We start from the raw sequence: 14,962 nt of genomic DNA, 5'->3' as shown, positions 1-14,962 counted from the left end.
CGATGGAGACCACAACTACGCGTAAGCACGGTGTCCCGACACTATCAGCACCGACAATTGCGCTATTTCGTGCGGCCCTGCGTTCTGGATGGCAGGACTTTCGGGCTGCTCCGGCCTTCGGTCTGATCGTTGCCTTCCTGTGCCTGTTGGCCGGTTGGGGGCTGGTTGGTCTTACGGCTTGGGCAGGTCACACCTTCTGGTTTGTCTTGGGTGTTTTCGGCTTTCCACTGGTTGCGCCTTTTGCAGCGCTTGGCACCTATGAGGTTTCGCGTCTGCGTGGCATGGGAGAACATCCGTCGGTCGGTCGGGTCCTGCGTGTCTTGTGGGCAGAGCGGGGGCGGCAGTTACCTCTTTTGTGTGCGCTGATGATGGTCATGTTGCTGTTTTGGTTTTTTCTGGGGCACATGATTTTTGCGTTGTTTCTGGGTCTGAAGCCGATGACGAACATCATGTCTTCGGCATCTGTGTTTCTAAGCGCGGATGGTCTGATGATGCTCGGATTGGGGTCCGTCGTGGGCGCGGGGTTCGCGCTGCTGCTCTATTCGATCTGCGTGATCGGGCTGCCTTTGCTGCTGGACCGAGAGGTAGACTACGTGACCGCAATGATCACCAGCATCGGCTTTGTCTTATCGAACTTTATGGTGATGCTGGTCTGGGCTGCATTCATCGCGATTGTCTTGATGATCGCGATGTTGCCGGCATTTTTTGGTTTACTGGTAGTTTTGCCGTGGCTGGGCCACAGTTCATGGCATGTCTACGCCGCGCTTAGGTCCGACTGATCGGGCGTCTCGCGGCCATGGGTGACCAGTTGCGCCCGTAAGGCTTCCGCGCGCGCGTCACCCAGTTCCAGCGCAAAGATGTATGCGTGGGTCAGATAGAAGCAGGTGGCATCCACGCCTTTCACCGATTGTGCCGCCAAACTGTAAAGCTCGACGAGCTTTGGCAGATCATTAGCCTCATGCGCGGCCAGCATCTGGGCGTTGAGGTCGGTCATTCGGCGGCAAGCGGTGTGCGGTGGCGGGTCAGTTGCGTGGCAACCCAAGTGTGAAACATATGCGTGGGGCCATCCATCGCAGGGGAAAAGCGGCCGCCGTCAAACCCCACGGCATGGCGCCCGCGCTGCATCCCTTCGACAACAAAAATATCTTCTTCAAAGACTTCTTTCCACTGTGCTGTGTTGCGGGCGCGCAATTCGGGATCGGTTTGTGGTTGGGAATAATAAAGGTGCACATGCTCTACTGTGCGCCCATGACCTTCTGGTACCAGAATAATCGCAAATGTGTGATCACGGTGAACACCAAGCAAGACGTTGGGGTAGACGGTGATATACTCGGCGGCGGTATCCCACATGTCGCTCAGCCCGTCGAAATCGGGAAAGCTTTTGCCATCTTCGCCTTTCAGCTGGCGATAGACATAGGTGCCTTGACCGGAGAAGTGTCCGGACTTTTCAATGTGGTAATGATCCTCAAGCCGCGAATAGCTGTTCAGGCCCGGATGGACCCACGGCAAATGATAGCTTTCGCAGTAGTTCTCAACGGCCAGCTTCCAGTTGCAATTCACCGCTAACTCAAACCGGCTGTCCGCGCCGCCGTGGTGGAGAGGTTTGTCAAATTCAGCCCACCGTGCCAGCAGCTCGGCATTGGCCTGCTCGAACGGGGCAGCGGTGCCGGATACGTTGATCCACACGACATCCATCCAGATGTGGCTGCGGACCTCGATAAGACCCAGAAGCGCGCGGTCGATCCCGTCGGCGGTGTTGCGGCCTGGACCGCCCACATGGGGCGTGCTGACCAGCTTGCCTTCAGTGCTGTAGCACCACGAATGATAGGGGCAGCGGATCGCCCCTTCGATTTTGCGCGGAGCATCCACAAGGATCATGCCACGGTGGCGGCAGATGTTCTGGAACACACGCACGTTGCCCGCGCGGTCGCGGACCATCAGCAGCGGCATGCCAAGGAACGTGAGCGGTACAGCGTCGCCAATGGTTGGCACATCCGCCGCAACTCCAAGACCGGCCCAGTTATCGAACAGCACGGCCTGCCGTTCTTCGGCAAATACGGCAGGGTCCGTGTAATGACCGTTGGGCAGCCCGTGTGCGGATTCTATGGGGCGGCGCACGGTGTTGAGATCGGATTGGGTCATGGCTGAGCTCTCCTGTGGATGCTCCAGCCATACCACGCGGGCGCAGGCGGTTTATTATCGCCAGCGACCCGCTTTGCTCATGGGCGACATGCCGAGCGGTGTGCGCTTATTCTCCGCGCGACAGGGCCGCGACGCCAGTACGCGCCACATCGGCAAGGCCGAGCGGGCGCATCAGATCGGCAAATGCGTCAATTTTTTCAGGCGCGCCAGTGATTTCGAAGACAAAGCTACCCAGCGTGCTGTCCACAACATTGGCGCGGAAGATATCCGCCAGACGCAGCGCTTCAACGCGTTTGTCACCTGTCCCGACGACCTTGAACATCGCCAGCTCACGCTCAACACTCGCGCCCTCAACCGTGAGGTCGTGGACATTGCGCACTGAAATGATGCGCCCGACCTGCGCCTTGATTTGTTCGATCACCTGCGGGGTGCCGCGCGTCACAATGGTGATGCGGCTCAGGTGGCCTGTGTGGTCTACTTCGGCCACTGTCAGGCTGTCGATGTTGTAGCCGCGGCCGGCAAACAATCCGATAACACGCGCCAGCACGCCCGGTTCGTTTTCGACCAGCATCGCCAGCGTGTGGCGTTCTTCCACGTCCGAGAAATTGGGGCGTAGGTTGTATGCGGAGTGGCTGGTGGCGCCTTTTTTGATTTTTAGCGGTGACATGTTTTTAGTCCTTATGAGTAGGGGGAGTGGTTGGAGCCCGAAAGCTCCGATCCGTTTTCTGAAAAAACGGCTAGACCAACACCTTTCCGTCAGCATCAATCGCGGTTGATGTGTCCACATCGCCCATGATCATCTCGTTGTGCGCCTTGCCTGACGGGATCATCGGGAAGCAGTTTTCGTGCTTTTCCACCAGACAGTCAAAGATCACCGGACCGTCGTGGTTGATCATCTCCATGATCGCATCGTCCAGATCGTCAGGGTCAGAGCACAAGATGCCTTTCGCGCCAAACGCCTCTGCGAGTTTTACGAAATCAGGCAGGCTTTCGGACCAGGATTGTGAATACCGCTCACCGTGCAGCAGTTCCTGCCACTGGCGGACCATACCCAGACGTTCGTTGTTCAGAATGAACTGTTTGACCGGCAGGCCGTATTGCATGGCTGTGCCCATCTCCTGCATGTTCATCAGCCATGACGCTTCACCAGCCACGTTGATCACCAACGCGTCGCGGTGCGCCATCTGAACACCGATAGAGGCGGGGAAACCATAGCCCATTGTGCCAAGGCCACCGGAAGTCATCCAACGGTTCGGGTCTTCAAAGTCCAGATACTGCGCCGCCCACATCTGGTGCTGGCCCACTTCTGTTGTGATGTAGCGGTCATGGCCTTTGGTCAGTGCTTCAAGCCGGGCCAGCGCGTGCTGCGGTTTGATCACTTTGCCCTTCTGCGTGAACTTCAGGCAATCCACCGCGCGCCATGCCTCGATCTGCTTCCACCACTTGGCAACCGCTTCTGAGTTGGTTTTGCGGCCGCGTGATTTCCAGACCTTCAGCAGGTCCTCAAGCACATGGCCCACATCGCCCATGATCGGGATGTCCACGCGGATCACCTTGTTGATCGAGCTTGGATCGATGTCGATATGCGCCTTCTTGGAGTTCGGGCTGAATTTTTCGACCACGCCCGTGATGCGGTCGTCAAAGCGCGCCCCGATGTTGATCATCAGGTCACAGCCGTGCATCGCCATGTTCGCTTCGTACAGTCCGTGCATGCCCAACATGCCCAGCCATTTGTCACCAGAGGCGGGATAGCAGCCCAGACCCATCAGCGTGGAGGTGATCGGGAAGCCTGTCGCCTCTACCAGTTCGCGCAAAAGCTGGCTGGCACCCGGGCCAGAGTTCACCACGCCGCCACCGGTGTAGAATACGGGGCGCTTGGCCTTTTCCATCGCTTCCACCAGCTCGGTGATCGCTTCCATGTCGCCTTTAAGCTGCGGCTGATAATGTGATTTTGACGCAGCTTTGGGCGTGTAGCTGCCAGAGGCGAACTGCACATCCTTGGGAATGTCCACCAGAACCGGACCGGGACGGCCCGAGGTTGCCACGTGGAATGCCTCGTGGATCACGCTTGACAGCTTGTCGGTTTCTTTGACCAGCCAGTTATGCTTGGTGCAGGGGCGGGTGATGCCAACGGTATCGGCCTCTTGAAACGCGTCGGAGCCGATCATGAAGGTCGGCACCTGTCCGGTCAGAACGATGATCGGGATACTGTCCATCAACGCATCTGTCAGGCCGGTCACCGCGTTGGTCGCGCCCGGGCCGGATGTTACCAGCGCCACACCGGGTTTGCCGGTAGAGCGCGCGTAGCCTTCGGCGGCATGAACCGCACCCTGTTCGTGGCGCACAAGGATGTGCTTGATGCTGTTTTGCTGAAAAATCTCGTCGTAGATCGGTAGGACAGCGCCGCCGGGATATCCGAATACGGTGTCCACACCCTGATCAATCAGGGCTTGGACGATCATTTTGGCTCCGGTCATTTGGCGTGTCATTGTCTTGCTCCGTGCGGCGGTTTGCTATGTGTGTTCGGCATAAAAAAGCCCCCGAGGGTGTCGGGGGCGCATGGGGTCGAATGTGGTGTACCGTTACCGGCCCATGCGCTTGTGTCCTACGATGACGACTAGTTCGATCATGCCCAAAGGCTCCTTTATACGTCTGGGGACATTATGAGGGCTTTTCAGGGGCGTCAACCGCGAAAATTATGAAAAAGTGTCGCGCGACGCATGTTTTTTGATATTTTATTTCGTCTGATGGCCTGTTTTGGCTAATTAGTGCGAAATGTGCCCGTGGGGATTGGCGTATCGCGGCCATCTAGCCTGATGCCGCGCTGATTTTGATGCTTATGTCAGGCCATGCGCCGTCGACTATCGGTCCATCTCACTCAAAGACGATCGCACCGTAGTGCTTTGTCTTATGCGGTGGCTCCACGTGGATTGTCACACTGGCATCCTCCAGCAGATCGGTCAGCGCATGTTCAATGCGGTCGCAGATTTCATGCGCTTCATAGACGGTTGTTTCGCTGGGGACGACAAGGTGAAAGTCGATGAAGGTCGCCACGCCCGCGTGGCGCGTGCGCAGATCATGTGCTTCGATGGCGCCCGCAGACTCTGCCGCGATTACTGCGCGAATGTCGCTCAGCATGCCTTCCGACACGGCTTCGTCCATGAGACCGCTGAGGGATTCCTTCACGATCTTGGAACCCGACCAGAGAATGTTAATGGCGACGAGGCTTGCCAGCAGCGGATCAAGTATCCACCAGCCAGTTACAACTGCCAGCACAACCCCGAAGGCCACGCCGACAGAGGTGAAAACGTCTGTAATAAGATGTCTGCCATCAGCCACGAGGGCAGGGGATTTGTGTATGCGACCCCGACTGATCAGCACCCATGCCCAAAAGCCGTTGATAAGTGTGGCGGCCATGTTCACCAAAAGCCCTTCGAAGGGTAGGGCAAGCGGCATCGGGTTCACCAAGCCGTCAAAGGCTTCGCGGAAGATCAACAGCGCTGCGACAATGATCATCACACCTTCGAGCACGGCGCTGAAGAACTCAGCCTTGTGGTGTCCGTAGGGATGATCGGCATCAGCAGGCTTGGCCGCGACCCGTATAGCGATCAGCGCAGCAAATGCGGTGGCGACGTTGACCGTGCTTTCAAGGGCGTCCGACAACAGGGCAACAGACCCTGTCATCCAATAGGCGAGCGTCTTGAGGCCCAGCACAACGAAACCGATAATGATACTGCCAATAGCAAGCTTGATTGTGGTCATTGCAGCGGTCCCTTTGGCTTTGGCCCGTCAGCTAGTCGAGGTGAACTGCGGGTGCAAGCACCCGTATTGGCCCCGCGTTACGTCGTAGTGACAGGTAAGCTAGACGCCGGTTCCTTGTAACACGCCATGCTCCAGCGCGTAGCGGGTGAGCCCCGCTGTGCTGGAGATTCCGAGTTTGCGTTTGATGTTCTTGCGGTGGGTCTCGACCGTTCGGACAGAGATATCCAGCGTTAGGGCCACCTGCTTGTTGGACTGTCCTTGGGCCAGTTGGAGCAGGATCGTCTGTTCGCGGCCTGTCAAAGTCTCGCGGGTCTCGCCGCCTTTGGGCGTAAGGGAGCCTTGCGCGCCTGTGCAAAGATATCTCTCTCCGCGCATCACGGTATCAATGGCAAGCTTGATCTCGTCCGTAGGTACGTCTTTGAGCAGATAGCCCATCGCACCGTGGTTCAACGCAGTAGAGATGTATTCGGGGCTGTCATGCATCGACAGGATCACGATGCGGGTGCCGGGGCGTTGTTCCAGCACAATCTCGGTGGCAGATAGCCCGCCCATGTCCGGCATGTTCAGGTCCATTAGGATGACATCGGGGTCAAGCGTTTCAAGCTGCTCGATCACCGCGCGCCCTCCGGTCAGGGTGCCGACAACCAGCACGTCGTCATAGCTTTCCAGAATGGACTGGATGCCTTCGGCAACCATCGGGTGATCGTCTACAATGGCGATGCGAATACGTTCAGTCATACAGGTGCCTTTCCGGTATCGGGGCGTTTGGTCTCGGCGCTGCCCGGATCGGGCGGCAGCATGTGACTAAGGGGGGCCGTTGCCGAGATCTCGACCCCTTTGTCGGGGGCTGCCCTCAGGTACAGGCGACCACCAAGCTGGTCCATCCGTTCTTGCATGTTGCGCAGGCCCAATCCTTGCGTGCTTGAACGGTGATCAAAGCCGGTGCCGTTGTCGGTGATCCGCAACGTGGCCCCGCGCCGGTGTCCGCGCAAATCAATGTTCACCTCAGTCGCGCCGGAATGCCGTTCAATATTCGTGAGCGCCTCTTGCGCGATGCGGTAGAGCGCGATCTTGGCATCATTGTCGAGCCGGTTGCGGAAGACAACCGTTGAGTAGGTCACCTTGATGCCTGTCCGTGTGCCAAAGTCTTCGGCCAATGTCCGCAGGGCAGGTCCAAGCCCAAGATCATCCAGCACACCGGGGCGCAGATCACGGCTGATCCTGCGGACCTCGGTGATGGCTTCGCCCAGCGATGCAATGCCTTTGGCCAAAGGTGCGCCCGCAGCCGGATCACCGCGGTCGAACCTGCGCCGTGCATTATCTAGGGCATAGCGTACGCCCACCAGCAACTGACTGATCCCGTCATGCAATTCACGCGCCACGCGGCCGCGCTCTTCTTCTTGCGCGTCAAACACGCGTTGCGTCAGCTTTTTCAGCTTGGCATCCGCCAGCCTGCGTTCGCGGAGGTTCAACAACATGCTGCTGGCAAAAACCACAAGCAGCGCTGTCAGAGTGATCGCCCCGATATAGAGGAATGTCCGTTGCACGCGTGCTTCGACGTCTGCCCGCGATGTGGCGACAGTAGCAAGGACATCGTCGATGAAAACGCCCGTTCCCACCGCCCATTGCCAGGAAGGAAAGGAGGTCACGTAGTCAATCTTTCGCGCGGGCACACCGGTTGAGGGTTTTGGCCACAGATAGCTGTGATACCCGTCTCCCTTTCGGGCAATGTCGATCAGGCGGTCTACGACGGGGGTGCCTTCACTGTCTGTCTCACCGCGCAGGTTCTGGCCGATGCGTGCTGTCTCGCGGGGGGAGACGATGGCCGTTCCGTCATAGTCATAGACAAAGAACTGACCTTCCTCACCGTAAATCATCGCGGACAAGATTTGTGCCACGCGGCGCTTTGCGGCTTCGTCGTCGGGGGCCGCAGAGCCATAGATAAAGTAGAACCCGTTGCGGGCTTGTGTGACGTAGTTGCGCAGTTCGGCTTTCTTGGCTTCGATTAACTGGGTCTCCAGCGCGGTGATCTCGCGGTCCGCGAGGGCGCGCGATTGGGCCGCTACCAGCACCGCAATGGCCGCAACCGCAAGGATCAAAGGCACTGATGCCAGCAGCGTCAGCTTCTGGGCGTAGGGAATATGAAAACGGGAGCGGTCAAATTTCATAGCGATTCGATACGACGAATCTGCCCGACGTTCAAAGCCAAAGCGAAAAACGACCCTTTTGGCAGCAATACGAAGATTCGCGGGGGCAAACGCCTTGTTATGATCGGAATGCGGGAAAATTAGTCAGGAATACGTGCCGAAAGATGGTTTCTACGCAGTAGTAGGTATTTCAAATTCCAGAACGGTCGCTAATCTCGGGCCACTTGAAACGACCTGCGCGAAGTTTAACCGTGCGGGCGATATAATCCCGGGAGGATACCTTATGGATCGTCGTTCATTTTTGAAGACATCTGCACTTGGCGGTACAGCCGCCGCTGCGACAACTCTTGCGGCACCTGCCTATGCCCAAGGCAAGCGCACTCTGACAATGGTTACATCATGGCCACGCGGTTTCGCCGTGCTGGACGATGCGGCCACATACCTCAACAACATGGTCAACGAGATGTCTGACGGCACTCTGACCATCGACAAGAAAGCCCCCGGTGAGCTGGTCGGCGCGTTCGAAGTATTCGACGCCGTATCCTCCGGTCAGGCCGACATGTATCACTCTGCCGACTATTACTTCATCGGTCAGCACCCAGCCTATGCGTATTATACTGCCGTTCCTTTCGGCGGCACAGCGCAAGAGCTGACAAACTGGTACCACCACGGTGGCGGCCATGAGCTGCACAACGAACTGGGCGAAATCTTCAACCTGAAATCCTTCCTGGCGGGTAACTCCGGTTCCCAGTCCGGTGGCTGGTTCCGCAACGAGATCAACTCGGCTGCAGATTTCAACGGTCTGAAATTCCGTATGCCAGGTCTGGGCGGCAAAGTTCTGGGTAAACTGGGCGCATCCGTTCAGAACATCCCCGGTGGCGAGCTGTACCAAGCCCTGTCTTCCGGTGCTTTGGACGGTCTTGAGTGGGTTGGTCCATTCGCGGATGAGCGCGCCGGCTTCCAGGAAGTCGCAAAAGTCTACTACACAGCCGGCTTCCACGAGCCAGGCTCGGGCCTTGCAGCTGCTGTTAACCTTGACGTCTTCAACGAGCTGTCCCCAGCACACCAGAAGATCATCGAGTACGCCACAATGGCGACAACGCACGTTCAGCTGGCTGAAACTCTGGCCAACAACGGCGCAGCCCTTTCGCGTCTGCAACAGCAGGGCGTAAAAACCATGCAGTTCTCTGACGATGTCTGGGATGCGTTTGGTCAGGCCTCTGCCGAAGTCATGGACGAAAACATGGGCGACGAGCTGTTTGCACGAACACGTGAAAGCTTTGAAGCATCCCTCACGTCTTCTGCCGAATGGCTGTCCAAGTCGGACGCATTCTACGTTGAGCAGCGTGAGCGTGTTCGCAAAAACATGTAAGCTGATATCAGGGTCAAGGGCCGCGCGGTTTCGCTGCGGCCCTTGGTCTTTCACTAAAATAATAAACGGCAGCGCGCAGGCCGGAAATGGGTGCCGATAACGGCACCGGACGCGCGACCCGGGGAGGGGACACATGGCTGACGATATTGTATGTTCGGGGTTTTTCCGTGCAGCTGAGGGCGCAAAGCTCAGCTGTCTCGATAAGTTCCAAGAGAGCGGCCTTTTCCAGTTTATAACTGGCAACGTTCTGGAAGCGTTTTACAACTTTTTCGCCGCAATCCTGAATCCGGGCATGTGGCTGAACTGGTCAGACAGCCAGTCGCTGATGCGTTTCATCTACTACGGCGGCTCGGTCGAGCTGTTTTTTGTTCTTGCGACTATGCTTGTGATCATCACCGTCATCGGGATGCGCAAGCGTGAGTTCATGTGGGCAATGGTGCGCGGGCTGGAAGGCTTCTCCAACGGGATGGGCCGCTTGTTTGCATGGGCCGGTATCATCATGGTAGTCCAGCAGATCATCATTGTCTTCATGCAGCGCATTTTCACGCGGCCCGATATCTCGATCGGGTTCGGTATTCCGCTTCAGTTCGATATCAGCTGGTTTGCGGAAGAATTGAAGTTTTACAATGCCTTGGTCGTCTGTCTTTGTGTGGGTTACACCTTTGTTCAGGGCGGGCACGTACGGGTTGACCTGTTCTATGCCGGCGCGAAATTCCGCACCAAAAAGATCGTGGATATGTTCGGCGCCGTCTTCTTCATGATCCCGTTCGCCATCGTGACATGGATGTACGGTTGGTATTTCCTGTGGCGCCATCTGGTTACACCGAACCCGTCGGCGTCTGACCGGCTTGAGCTTTTGCTTCGCAAGGCGCGGTTGTTGAAATGGAATGTAGAGACCATCGGTTTCTCACCTAACGGGTTCAACGGTTACTTTTTGTTCAAAATTCTGCTGTGCAGCTTCTGCGTGATGGTGATTTTGCAGGCAATCGCAGTCTTCTACCGCTCGTGGTGCGAACTGCGTGAGGGCGAAGAGAGCGAAGGTAAATATCTCGACAAGGATACTCTTGGCGAGGGCGAAGAAGCCTATGAGGGCACACACTAAATTTAGGGGAAAACAGCAATGTTTTTTGGTCTCGACGGGGTCGAAGTTGGCCTGATCATCGTATTCGTGTGTCTCTTCGGTGGCATTCTGTCCGGCTTTCCGGTGGCTTTTGCCATCGGTGGCGCGGGTATCATTTCTTTCTTCATCATTGCGGCACTGGATAGCGCGGGGTTGCTGATCCATCAGGCGATTGACACCTCATCAGAGGCGTATCGCGCGTTGATAAATTCCGGCATCAGAGAGGATACGGTATCGCTCTTCCGATACCCCGATTTGCCCCGTGTTGCTGAATCCGTTTTCCCCGCCGGTTGGGAAGTGGCGCTGGACCGTAACGTCTCTTTCGTTGTGAACCGTATGAACGAACGTGTTCTGGCGGGCCAGTCAATCGAGACACTTCTGGCGGTGCTGATGTTTGTCCTGATGGGCATCACGCTGGAACGCTCAAAGATCGCAAATGATTTGCTGACAACCATGGCGCGGGTCTTTGGACCGCTGCCCGGTGGCTTGGCCGTGTCCATTGTTGTTGTGGGCGCGTTCCTTGCTGCCTCGACCGGTATCGTTGGCGCAACCGTGGTGACCATGGGCCTGCTCGCCTTGCCCACCATGCTGCGTAACAACTACTCACCCGAGCTTGCGACAGGTGTGATTGCCGCCTCGGGCACATTGGGGCAAATCATTCCGCCGTCGATTGTGATCGTTCTGTTGGGTACTCTGGCAGGGGATCTTTATTCCGCCGCGCAAGAAGCACGCGCTTCGTCGCTGGGCTGTACAGATGCTTTGACCTATCTGGGTGAGCCTGCGGTTGTTTCGGTTGGTACGTTGTTTCAGGCAGCCTTGTTGCCCGGTATTCTGCTGGCATTGCTCTATGCGCTCTACGCCTTCGGCTATGCGCTGGTAAATCCGGACAAAGCACCTGCCGTTCCGATGGGGGCAACCAACGCAGAGCCCGTGACACGTTCCGAAGCGTTCACATGGTTTGTGGGTGCTCCGATCCTGATCATTGTTGGCACAATCGTGCTTGGCAATCTTGGTATCGTCGGCAGCCAGAGCACGCGGATTTCCAGCTTCTCCGACATCGGCGAAAGCGCAACACTGCGCACCAATGTGGGTGATGAATGTAAGGCGGCAATGATCGAACTTCATGGTCAGGAACGCTGGGACCTTGCCCTTGAACAGCAGGCGGCAATCGACGCGTCCGGCGGGCTATCGGCAAGTGAAAAGCTGACCGAGGACGAGTTCGCTGATGCGCAACAGGCCAAGATCGATGGCGCGGCACCCATCGGCACGGGTATCGCGATCATCATGATCTTGCTGGGTCTAATCCTGACCACAGCGCGCGGTGTATCGCCTTCGTCAGATACCAAGCCGTTGATCATCGGTGGGATCGGTGTCGTGCTTTTGCTGCTGGTTGATATCCTGCTGGTGGCTCCAACCACATCGCCCGGCACAATGGTTGTTCTGATGGCGCTGCCCTTTGCTGCGATTATGTACGGGGTGGTTTATGCCACGGGCCTTTGTGCGAAGAACGAACTCATCCGCGTGGTCTTCCCCCCGCTGGTGCTGATTGTTGCCGTGCTTGGCTCCATCCTTGGCGGTATCACTAACCCGACGCCGGCAGCGGCGCTTGGGGCAGGTGGGGCCATCATGCTGGCGGCATACCGCAAGCTAAAGGATATGGACCGTTCGCCCAAGGTGATCATCTGGTCCACACTGGCAATCATCGTCTCGATCCTTGTTGGTGTGAACTTTGACCTGCGGATCAATCAGGACGAGATCGGCTTTGAGAACTGGGTGGCCTTCTTTGTCGCTTACGGCGCCTATCTCTACGCTGTGTTTGGTCTGCTGTTCAGCTGCTACATCCTGTGGACCTCGGGCGTTCTGACGCCGGTCGTGCGTGAGACAGCGAAGGTGACGTCGATGGTCTTTACGATCCTCATCGGCTCACAGTTGCTGAACCTTGTGGTTATCAGCTTTGGTGGCGAACATTATATCCAGCAATTCCTGAAGTCCTTTGACAACGAACTGACGGTCTTCCTGCTGGTCATGCTGGTGTTGTTCGTGTTGGGCTTCGTGCTCGACTTCCTTGAGATCATCTACATCGTGGTCCCGATTGTCGGGCCAGTCATCTATGGCGGTACGTTTGATCCCAAATGGGTGACAATCATGATTGCGGTGAACCTGCAAACCTCGTTCCTGACACCGCCCTTCGGCTTTGCGCTGTTCTATCTGCGCGGTGTCGCTCCGGCGAGCGTGACGACACAGCACATCTATCGCGGGATCATCCCCTTTGTGCTGATCCAGGTCCTTGGGCTTGCCATTCTTTGGTTCTTCCCTGCGATTGTGACAATCGTGCCGGATCTGATCCCGTAACACTGAGCAGCCAGTAAACACACAAAAGGGGCGTCCAATCGGGCGCCCTTTTTTATGGCGCCCCAACGATCTACGCAAACGCAGATAACATCAGGGATGCAGAGAGAATGAGGGTAAAATACTAACGGTCACTACGACCGCGTGACCCGAATCTGCGGCGTTAGACGCGTTTCGGGGTCAAATCGGGAAGCGAGATATTCGCAACCTGTTCAGCAATCGGATCGTTATTGAGCGGATGAGGCGCTTGCTCAAAGTTTTCAGGATCTTTTACCGGCTGCCATTCGCCGCCAATGAAAACTTCAAGACCAGAGAACTTGGCCTTATAGCCCATCTTCTGGCTGCCGGGGACCCAATAGCCAAGATAGACATAGGGCAGACCCGCGCTGCGGGCGATTTCGATATGGTCGAGGATGATGTAATTTCCAAGCCCGTCTCGGGGGCGGTCTGGGGTGTAGAATGAATAGACCATGCTGACCCCATCGCCCAGCACATCTGTCAGGCAAACGCCTGTTAGATCGCCAGTATCGGCATCTACATATTCGATCACGCGGCTGCGGATCGGGGTTTCCTCAATCATCGCGGCGAATTCGAACACATCCATGTCGGCCATCCCACCATCCGCATGCCTGCTTTCAAGGTAGCGGCGGAAGAGATCGTATTGGTCTTCGGTTGCCCAAGGCGACGTGGCGCGCCTCGACAGGCCCGTGTTGCGGTTCAATGTGCGGCGCTGGCTCTTGCTTGGCCGGAAACGGCTGACGTCGATGCGCGCAGACAGGCAGGATGAACATTCGGCGCATGAGGGTCGGTAGAGCACATTCTGGCTGCGCCGGAACCCTTGCGTGGACAGGCTGTTGTTCAGCTTTTCCGCATTCTCGCCCTGCAACGCAGTAAACAGTTTCCGTTCCATCCGGCCGTCCAGATAGGGGCACGGCTGCGGAGCGGTCACATAAAACTGCGGAGCGATAGGAAGCGAGTGACGCATAGGGAAGATCCGGCTGGTTGTTCATGACAAGATAGCGCGCGTATTCCAGCGCGCAAACCCTAAATGCGGGCGATGGCAATACGTTGCGAGCGGTTTGGTCAGATCACCGTGCTGGCGCGGCGGTTCAACGCAACAGTGCCGAGAACCAGATCAGTCAATCCTTGCCGCCGTTCGGTGCTGAGCATCAGCACAACCGAGATCAGCTGCAAAACCGGCATCGCCAGTGAGAATGTATAGCCAAGTGTATGCAGAAACGCGGTTGGCAGGTCGAAAGGATCATCGTCGCGGTCGCGCAGCTCGATCGCCATCAGGCGCATGCCAAGTGTCGCAGAACCGCGTGCCAGCGTCACGACACGGTAGGAAAACCCCAACACCAGATAAAGCATGGGTAGAAAAAACAATCCCACGAATGCGGTAAACGGAATAACCACCAACGTCAGCGCCGTAATCACCAGCGTATCTACGACCCATGCCAGCAAGCGTTTGCTGGGCACACCATCATAGAATTGTGGCTGCATGTCTGGATCTGGGGTCATTGTCGGTCCTGTATTTTGAAAAGAGTGCGCCCGCCCTTATGTGGGCGGGCGCAGAGTAGGTTTCAAGGCGCTTATTCTTCGGCAGCGTCTTCGTTGCGCTTGGCGCGTTCGTCCATAAAGGCATCGAACTCCGATTTGTCCTTTGCGGCGCGCAGGCGCTCCAGGAAGCTTTCAAAGCTGTCTTGCTCTTCTTGCAGGCGGCGCAGTGTGTCGGCCTTATAGGCGTCAAAGGCTGTGTTGCCTGTCGGGCGACCCATGGCCATACTGCGATGCATTTTGCGGCTACAGCCGCGCGAAGATGATGAAAACATACGTTTGCTCCAGATCATATAGGCCAGAAGGGCAAGGCCAACGGGCCAGAAAATGATGAACCCCAGTACCATCGTGGCGATCCATGCGCCCTTTCCGCGCGCATCAAGCCAGTCTTCCGAGCGCTTCAGCCAGCTTTCGCGGGCGGCGCTTCGGGATGGGTAGGAGACAGTGTCGGTCATCGTGGTCATAATAGTCCCTCTAAATTGCGGTGTGCAGCCGCCGGACATGGGGCGCTTC

The 14,962-nt window shown here is 57.0% G+C and carries 14 protein-coding genes; 4 read left to right on the top strand and 10 right to left on the bottom strand.

Annotated features, from left to right (window positions below; genetic code table 11):
• The first annotated feature begins 2 nt into the window (after window positions 1-2).
• Window positions 3-779, top strand: coding sequence for a DUF2189 domain-containing protein (locus K3757_RS10065; RefSeq protein ID WP_259995262.1), 777 nt, complete (start codon window positions 3-5; stop codon window positions 777-779).
• On the opposite strand, the gene K3757_RS10060 is transcribed toward K3757_RS10065, so the two are convergent.
• The 7 genes from K3757_RS10060 to K3757_RS10030 form a co-directional block, all read right to left on the bottom strand.
• Window positions 755-994 carry a hypothetical protein gene (locus K3757_RS10060; RefSeq protein WP_259995253.1) on the bottom strand — a complete coding sequence of 80 codons (240 nt, stop codon included), beginning with the start codon at window positions 992-994 and terminating at the stop codon, window positions 755-757. The genes K3757_RS10065 and K3757_RS10060 overlap by 25 nt on opposite strands.
• A complete protein-coding gene (locus K3757_RS10055; protein ID WP_259995251.1) occupies window positions 991-2,142 on the bottom strand; it encodes an SRPBCC family protein in 1,152 nt (383 codons plus the stop codon). Before K3757_RS10055 ends, K3757_RS10060 begins: the two co-directional genes overlap by 4 nt.
• A gap of 106 nt (window positions 2,143-2,248) precedes the next feature.
• A complete protein-coding gene (ilvN, locus tag K3757_RS10050; RefSeq protein WP_259995248.1) occupies window positions 2,249-2,809 on the bottom strand; it encodes an acetolactate synthase small subunit in 561 nt (186 codons plus the stop codon).
• A 70-nt stretch (window positions 2,810-2,879) separates the two neighbouring features.
• Window positions 2,880-4,631 (bottom strand): acetolactate synthase 3 large subunit, encoded by a 1,752-nt coding sequence (locus K3757_RS10045; protein ID WP_259995239.1) that lies wholly within the window; start codon window positions 4,629-4,631, stop codon window positions 2,880-2,882.
• Between the two features lie 385 nt (window positions 4,632-5,016).
• Complete coding sequence (locus K3757_RS10040; RefSeq protein ID WP_259995237.1) at window positions 5,017-5,904, bottom strand: cation diffusion facilitator family transporter; 888 nt, start codon at window positions 5,902-5,904, stop codon at window positions 5,017-5,019.
• Between the two features lie 99 nt (window positions 5,905-6,003).
• Complete coding sequence (locus K3757_RS10035; RefSeq protein WP_259995235.1) at window positions 6,004-6,642, bottom strand: response regulator transcription factor; 639 nt, start codon at window positions 6,640-6,642, stop codon at window positions 6,004-6,006.
• Window positions 6,639-8,072 carry a cache domain-containing protein gene (locus K3757_RS10030; RefSeq protein WP_259995233.1) on the bottom strand — a complete coding sequence of 478 codons (1,434 nt, stop codon included), beginning with the start codon at window positions 8,070-8,072 and terminating at the stop codon, window positions 6,639-6,641. Before K3757_RS10030 ends, K3757_RS10035 begins: the two co-directional genes overlap by 4 nt.
• Before the next feature lie 262 nt (window positions 8,073-8,334).
• On the opposite strand from K3757_RS10030, the gene K3757_RS10025 reads away from it, so the two are divergent.
• The 3 genes from K3757_RS10025 to K3757_RS10015 all read left to right on the top strand — a co-directional run bounded on the left by K3757_RS10025 (window position 8,335) and on the right by K3757_RS10015 (window position 12,895).
• Window positions 8,335-9,423 (top strand): TRAP transporter substrate-binding protein, encoded by a 1,089-nt coding sequence (locus K3757_RS10025; protein ID WP_259995231.1) that lies wholly within the window; start codon window positions 8,335-8,337, stop codon window positions 9,421-9,423.
• A 133-nt stretch (window positions 9,424-9,556) separates the two neighbouring features.
• Complete coding sequence (locus tag K3757_RS10020) at window positions 9,557-10,525, top strand: TRAP transporter small permease subunit (RefSeq protein WP_259995229.1); 969 nt, start codon at window positions 9,557-9,559, stop codon at window positions 10,523-10,525.
• A gap of 18 nt (window positions 10,526-10,543) precedes the next feature.
• Window positions 10,544-12,895: a TRAP transporter large permease subunit gene (locus K3757_RS10015; RefSeq protein ID WP_259995226.1), complete on the top strand. Its 2,352-nt coding sequence runs from the start codon at window positions 10,544-10,546 to the stop codon at window positions 12,893-12,895.
• A 160-nt stretch (window positions 12,896-13,055) separates the two neighbouring features.
• On the opposite strand, the gene K3757_RS10010 is transcribed toward K3757_RS10015, so the two are convergent.
• The 3 genes from K3757_RS10010 to K3757_RS10000 form a co-directional block, all read right to left on the bottom strand.
• Entirely contained in the window at window positions 13,056-13,877 is an 822-nt protein-coding gene (locus tag K3757_RS10010) for an arginyltransferase (protein WP_259995224.1), read from the bottom strand.
• A 98-nt stretch (window positions 13,878-13,975) separates the two neighbouring features.
• Window positions 13,976-14,413, bottom strand: coding sequence for an RDD family protein (locus K3757_RS10005; RefSeq protein ID WP_259995222.1), 438 nt, complete (start codon window positions 14,411-14,413; stop codon window positions 13,976-13,978).
• A 71-nt stretch (window positions 14,414-14,484) separates the two neighbouring features.
• Window positions 14,485-14,913 (bottom strand): DUF2852 domain-containing protein, encoded by a 429-nt coding sequence (locus K3757_RS10000; RefSeq protein WP_259995220.1) that lies wholly within the window; start codon window positions 14,911-14,913, stop codon window positions 14,485-14,487.
• Window positions 14,914-14,962: the final 49 nt, after the last annotated feature.

The sequence above is a fragment of the Sulfitobacter sp. S223 genome, assembly GCF_025143825.1.
Classification (GTDB): domain Bacteria; phylum Pseudomonadota; class Alphaproteobacteria; order Rhodobacterales; family Rhodobacteraceae; genus Sulfitobacter.
The sequence above is the reverse complement of the archived record's forward strand: the minus strand, read 5'-3'. Positions and strand labels throughout refer to the sequence as shown.

Coding starts and splice junctions, on each gene's coding strand:
- ilvN (WP_259995248.1), bottom strand. CDS start 2,809: ATGTCACCGCTAAAAATCAAAAAAGGCGCCACCAGCCACTCCGCATAC.
- K3757_RS10020 (WP_259995229.1), top strand. CDS start 9,557: ATGGCTGACGATATTGTATGTTCGGGGTTTTTCCGTGCAGCTGAGGGC.
- K3757_RS10040 (WP_259995237.1), bottom strand. CDS start 5,904: ATGACCACAATCAAGCTTGCTATTGGCAGTATCATTATCGGTTTCGTT.
- K3757_RS10065 (WP_259995262.1), top strand. CDS start 3: ATGGAGACCACAACTACGCGTAAGCACGGTGTCCCGACACTATCAGCA.
- K3757_RS10000 (WP_259995220.1), bottom strand. CDS start 14,913: ATGACCACGATGACCGACACTGTCTCCTACCCATCCCGAAGCGCCGCC.
- K3757_RS10060 (WP_259995253.1), bottom strand. CDS start 994: ATGACCGACCTCAACGCCCAGATGCTGGCCGCGCATGAGGCTAATGAT.
- K3757_RS10025 (WP_259995231.1), top strand. CDS start 8,335: ATGGATCGTCGTTCATTTTTGAAGACATCTGCACTTGGCGGTACAGCC.
- K3757_RS10030 (WP_259995233.1), bottom strand. CDS start 8,072: ATGAAATTTGACCGCTCCCGTTTTCATATTCCCTACGCCCAGAAGCTG.
- K3757_RS10005 (WP_259995222.1), bottom strand. CDS start 14,413: ATGACCCCAGATCCAGACATGCAGCCACAATTCTATGATGGTGTGCCC.
- K3757_RS10015 (WP_259995226.1), top strand. CDS start 10,544: ATGTTTTTTGGTCTCGACGGGGTCGAAGTTGGCCTGATCATCGTATTC.
- K3757_RS10055 (WP_259995251.1), bottom strand. CDS start 2,142: ATGACCCAATCCGATCTCAACACCGTGCGCCGCCCCATAGAATCCGCA.
- K3757_RS10010 (WP_259995224.1), bottom strand. CDS start 13,877: ATGCGTCACTCGCTTCCTATCGCTCCGCAGTTTTATGTGACCGCTCCG.
- K3757_RS10035 (WP_259995235.1), bottom strand. CDS start 6,642: ATGACTGAACGTATTCGCATCGCCATTGTAGACGATCACCCGATGGTT.
- K3757_RS10045 (WP_259995239.1), bottom strand. CDS start 4,631: ATGACACGCCAAATGACCGGAGCCAAAATGATCGTCCAAGCCCTGATT.